The sequence below is a fragment of the Nosocomiicoccus massiliensis genome (assembly GCF_000438455.1).
Taxonomy (GTDB): domain Bacteria; phylum Bacillota; class Bacilli; order Staphylococcales; family Salinicoccaceae; genus Nosocomiicoccus; species Nosocomiicoccus massiliensis.
On the sequence record NZ_CAVG010000006.1, the window covers coordinates 1 to 2,276 of the forward strand.

At 34.2% G+C, this 2,276-nt stretch carries 3 protein-coding genes and 2 pseudogenes; all 5 read right to left on the reverse strand.

Annotation, left to right across the window (positions count from 1 at the left end):
* Positions 1-578 (reverse strand): annotated as a pseudogene (gene deoD / locus TJ68_RS00205) (purine-nucleoside phosphorylase); the annotation flags it as partial.
* Positions 579-588: 10 nt separating this feature from the next.
* Positions 589-786: pseudogene (locus TJ68_RS00210) on the reverse strand (YozE family protein); the annotation flags it as partial.
* Between the two features lie 27 nt (positions 787-813).
* The gene (msrB, locus tag TJ68_RS00215; protein WP_040928110.1) at positions 814-1,233 is read right to left on the reverse strand and encodes a peptide-methionine (R)-S-oxide reductase MsrB; all 420 of its coding nucleotides are present in this window, start codon (positions 1,231-1,233) and stop codon (positions 814-816) included.
* Positions 1,233-1,754, reverse strand: a complete 522-nt coding sequence (gene msrA, locus TJ68_RS00220; RefSeq protein ID WP_040928111.1) for a peptide-methionine (S)-S-oxide reductase MsrA — start codon at positions 1,752-1,754, stop codon at positions 1,233-1,235. The genes msrB and msrA overlap by 1 nt, the downstream gene beginning before the upstream one ends.
* Positions 1,755-1,766: 12 nt before the next feature.
* Positions 1,767-2,276 (reverse strand): DUF2140 family protein (locus TJ68_RS00225; protein ID WP_040928112.1); only part of this gene is annotated, 510 nt, incomplete at its 5' end.

Below are 2,276 nucleotides of genomic sequence, written 5' to 3' on the forward strand. Positions count from 1 at the left end.
TGCGTCATATTTTTTAGCAATTGTAAATAATGCGCTTGACTCCATCTCTAAGGCAAGTACACCATATTCTGCAAGTTGTTCGATGTTTCCTTTTCATCGTAAAATGAATCAGCTGTAAATACGTTACCGACAATCGCGTTCGTGCCGCGTTTCGTTGCTTCATTGTATGCAGACGCGAGTAATTCAAAGTCTGAAGTCGGTGCATAACTGATATTATTAAATAATTTCGTATTTTGACTAGAATCAGTCGATGCACTTTGAGCGATAATTAAATCACGCACTTTAATATCTTCTTTAATCGCACCGCAAGTACCCACACGAATTAAGTTTTTAACACCGTAATCACGCATTAACTCATGGACATAAATAGAGATAGAAGGAATTCCCATTCCTGTACCCATAACAGAAATTCTTTTTCCTTTATATGTTCCAGTAAAACCGAACATGTTTCTTACTTCGTTAAATTGTGTAACATCTTCTAAAAATGTTTCTGCAATGTATTTTGCACGTAACGGATCTCCTGGTAGTAAAATAGTTTCTGCAATGTCGCCTTGTTTTGCACCAATATGAATGCTCATGTTCATCCTCCTAATATTTTAACCAATTTTCATATTCTTCAAATAAAGTATCAAACGTTTGTAACGACACACCGTCGTATGGTGTTTTTTCTAGATAGTCTGAAATATTATTATAGTCAGTAGAAAATTTTGGAAAATTTAAATCATTCACTACGTGTGTAGCGAACACTCCGCTTTCACTCTTTTCACCGACTTTTGTTTTCATAAACTGATAAAAAGATAACTTTTCATAGTATCACTCAAACAATGTTAAATACTTTTCGTAATCTGTATCTTTTAACTCTTCTTTTGGAATAAAAGTTAATGCAGCAGAGTTAATACAATATCTCATTCCCCCTGATTCAACAGGACCATCATTAAATACATGACCTAAATGTGAATCAGACGTTTCGCTACGTACTTCAATACGACGCATTCCAAATGAATCATCAAAGTGTTCAGAGACAGATTCATCGATTGTACGTGTAAATGATGGCCAACCACATCCAGCATCGTATTTATCCGTCGAACTGAATAACGCTTGACCGGATAATTTATCGACGTAAATACCCGCTTCATTGTGCTGATCATATTCATTTTGAAACGGTGGTTCGGTACCATTTTCTTTCATGACGTGATATTCCATTTCAGTAAGTTCAGAAATGTCTTTTTTCATTAGTTTTCACTCCAATGTTTCTCGATAAACCCTTTACGACCAGAGCCTTTATAAAACGCATTGTAATGTGCGCTGTTTTTCTTATAAAAATCTTGATGATAATCTTCTGCTTCATAAAAGTTTTTATACGGTAAAACAGGTGTAATCACGGGATCGTTAAATACATTTGAATCGTTTAATTCATCAATATATGTCTCTGCTTCTTCTTTTTGAGTGTCATCATGATAAAAGACGGCAGGCATATACATCGATCCACGGTCACCGAATTGTCCATCATTATCTGTTGGGTCAAATGTTTTAAAGAACACTTCTAAAATTTCACGGTATGAAATAACATCTGGATCAAAATCAATTTGTACTGCTTCTGTATGACCAGTTGTACCAGAACCAACCTCTTCATATGTCGGATTCTCTTTGTGGCCATTTGAATAACCACTCGTTACTGAATTTACACCATCGTATTGGTCGAATGGTTTAACTAAACACCAAAAACAACCACCTGCTAATGTCGCTTTTGCCATCATATCACTCCTCTAAAATAATCCATCAACTGAAAAATACCACTTATCGTTTTTATAATCAATTTCATCGATTGTAACGTCGTATTCAAGTTGTTGTTTAAAGACTTTTGAATCGATAATAATCTCTGGTGCATCATCACTAAATTCCATGCCATTATCTAATGTTACATGGTTTTTAAGTGTATCATATATTAAATCTAAGCTGACTGAAAATCTTGCGATATCAATATCTTTTAATTGTAAAATAATTTTATCGTCTTTTACAAGTGGTTCAATTGAAACGTTCACTGGAACATCGAGGTTTAAAACAGAATATAACGTTTCAATTTCGATGCCGCTTGTTGAAACATTGACGTACATATTATCGTCTATGTTGTCATTGATAATTTTTTCAATTGTTTCGTTGTTGGCAACGACTTGTATATTAGAATCTTTTGACTGTGTGGAAGGCTCACTTAATTGGTCATAATCTGGTAACGTTATTACCTTATATCCAATTGTCCCAATAATTATTGCATTAAT